Here is a 2,500-nt window from a genome sequence, read left to right on the forward strand (position 1 = left end):
AGGTATGGTCAAGCCGCACGACCGATTAGTACCGGTTAGCTCCGCGAATTACTCCGCTTCCACACCCGGCCTATCAACCTCGTGGTCTACGAGGGGTCTTTAGGAGCCTTGCGGCTCGGGACACCTAGTCTTGAGGCCGGCTTCCCGCTTAGATGCTTTCAGCGGTTATCCGTTCCGTACATGGCTACCCGGCTATGCCCTTGGCAGGACAACCGGAACACCAGAGGTACGTCCACTCAGGTCCTCTCGTACTATGAGCAGCTCCTCTCAAGTGTCCTACGCCCACGGCAGATAGGGACCAAACTGTCTCACGACGTTTTAAACCCAGCTCGCGTACCGCTTTAATCGGCGAACAGCCGAACCCTTGGGACCTGCTCCAGCCCCAGGATGCGATGGGCCGACATCGAGGTGCCAAACCGCGCCGCCGATGTGAACTCTCAGGCGCGATCAGCCTGTTATCCCCAGAGTACCTTTTATCCGATGAGCGATGGCCCTTCCATGCAGAACCACCGGATCACTAACGCCTGCTTTCGCACCTGTTCGACCTGTCGGTCTCACAGTTAAGCTCCCTTGTGCGTTTGCACTCTACGCCTGGTTTCCAATCAGGCTGAGGGAACCTTCGCACGCCTCCGTTACTTTTTGGGAGGCGACCGCCCCAGTCAAACTGCCCACCAGGCAGTGTCCCCGACCCAGGTCATGGGTCCAGGTTAGATTTCCAGAATATCCAGGGTGGTATTTCAACGTTGGCTCCACCGAACCCAGAAGCCCGGTCTCAACGCCTCCCACCTATCCTACGCAGAATATCCCGAAAATCACTGCCAAGTTGCAGTAAAGGTTCATGGGGTCTTTCCGTCTTGCCGCGGGTAGAGGGTATCTTCACCCCCGATACAATTTCGCTGAGTCCCTGGTCGAGACAGCGGGGATGTTGTTATGCCATTCGTGCAGGTCGGAACTTACCCGACAAGGAATTTCGCTACCTTAGGACCGTTATAGTTACGGCCGCCGTTTACTGGGGCTTCGGTTCGGAGCTTCGCTTGCGCTGACTCGTCCCCTTAACCTTCCAGCACCGGGCAGGCATCAGACCCTATACGTCGTCTTACGACTTCGCAGAGTCCTGTGTTTTTAGTAAACAGTCACAACCCCCGTTTCTCTGCAACCAGCCCACGCTCCAGAGGCAAGCTCTTTCACGCAGACCGGCACACCTTCTCCCGAAGTTACGGTGTCATTTTGCCGAGTTCCTTAACCAGGGTTCTCTCACGCGCCTTGGGATACTCACCCCGCCCACCTGAGTCGGTTTGCGGTACGGACACCAAAGGGGCTCTGTACGCGGCTTTTCTTGGAAGTCTGGGATCACCGAGTGTCTCGGACTAGGTCCGAACCTCATCACCTCTCGGATACACGAGCTGCCGTTTGTCCCTATCGGGTCCTGGCAACTCATCCTACGGGCTTGAACACGGCAAACCATCCGCCGTGCCCGGCCTACCCTACTCCGTCCCCGCTTACTTCAACGCCATCCTTGGTGGTGCAGGAATATTAACCTGCTTCCCATCACCTACGCCTCTCGGCCTCGGCTTAGGATCCGACTAACCCATGGGAGGATTATCCTTCCCCAGGAAACCTTGGGCTTACGGCGACCGAGTTTCTCACTCGGTTTATCGCTACTCATGCCTGCATAAGCTCTTCTCAGGTCCGTTACCGGTCGTCACCGTCCGGCGTGTATCTACCTGAGAATACTCCCCTACCGCTCTCTTTCGAGAACCCGTAGCTTCGGTGCCGAGCTTAGCCCCGTTATATTTTCGGCGCAGGTTCGCTTGACCAGTGAGCTATTACGCTTTCTTTAAAGGATGGCTGCTTCTAAGCCAACCTCCTGGTTGTCTGTGCGCTCCCACATCCTTTGACACTTAGCTCGGACTTGGGGACCTTAGCTGACGATCTGGGCTCTTTCCCTCTCGGCTACGGAACTTATCTCCCGCAGCCTGACTCCCGGATACTTGTCGGCGGCATTCGGAGTTTGATTGGGTTTGGTAATCTGGTAGGACCCCTAGCCCATTCAGTGCTCTACCTCCGCCGCAATTCGTCCGAGGCTATACCTCAATATATTTCGGGGAGAACCAGCTATATCCCAGCTTGATTAGCCTTTCACTCCTATCCACACCTCATCCCCCGCATTTTCAACTGCGGTGAGTTCGGTCCTCCAAGCGGTGTTACCCGCTCTTCAACCTGGACATGGATAGATCGCTAAGGTTTCGGGTCTACGCCACGCGACTCCTCGCCCTGTTAGGACTCGCTTTCGCTTCGGCTCCACCTCTCGGCTTAACCTCGCCACGTAGCGTAACTCGCAGGCCCATTATGCAAAAGGTACGTGGTCACACATTGCCTTGCGGCCATAGTGCTCCCACTGCTTGTAGGCACACGGTTTCAGGTACTATTTCACTCCCCTAACCGGGGTTCTTTTCACCTTTCCCTCGCGGTACTAGTTCACTATCGGTCGATCAGGAGT

The 2,500-nt window shown here is 56.0% G+C and carries 1 rRNA gene (cut by a window edge); it reads right to left on the reverse strand.

Annotated features, from left to right (window positions below):
• Positions 1–4: 4 nt before the first annotated feature.
• Positions 5–2,500 (reverse strand): 23S ribosomal RNA (locus tag E8A74_RS51425); it runs 510 nt beyond the window's last position.

Source organism: Polyangium fumosum (assembly GCF_005144585.1).
GTDB lineage: Bacteria > Myxococcota_A > Polyangia > Polyangiales > Polyangiaceae > Polyangium > Polyangium fumosum.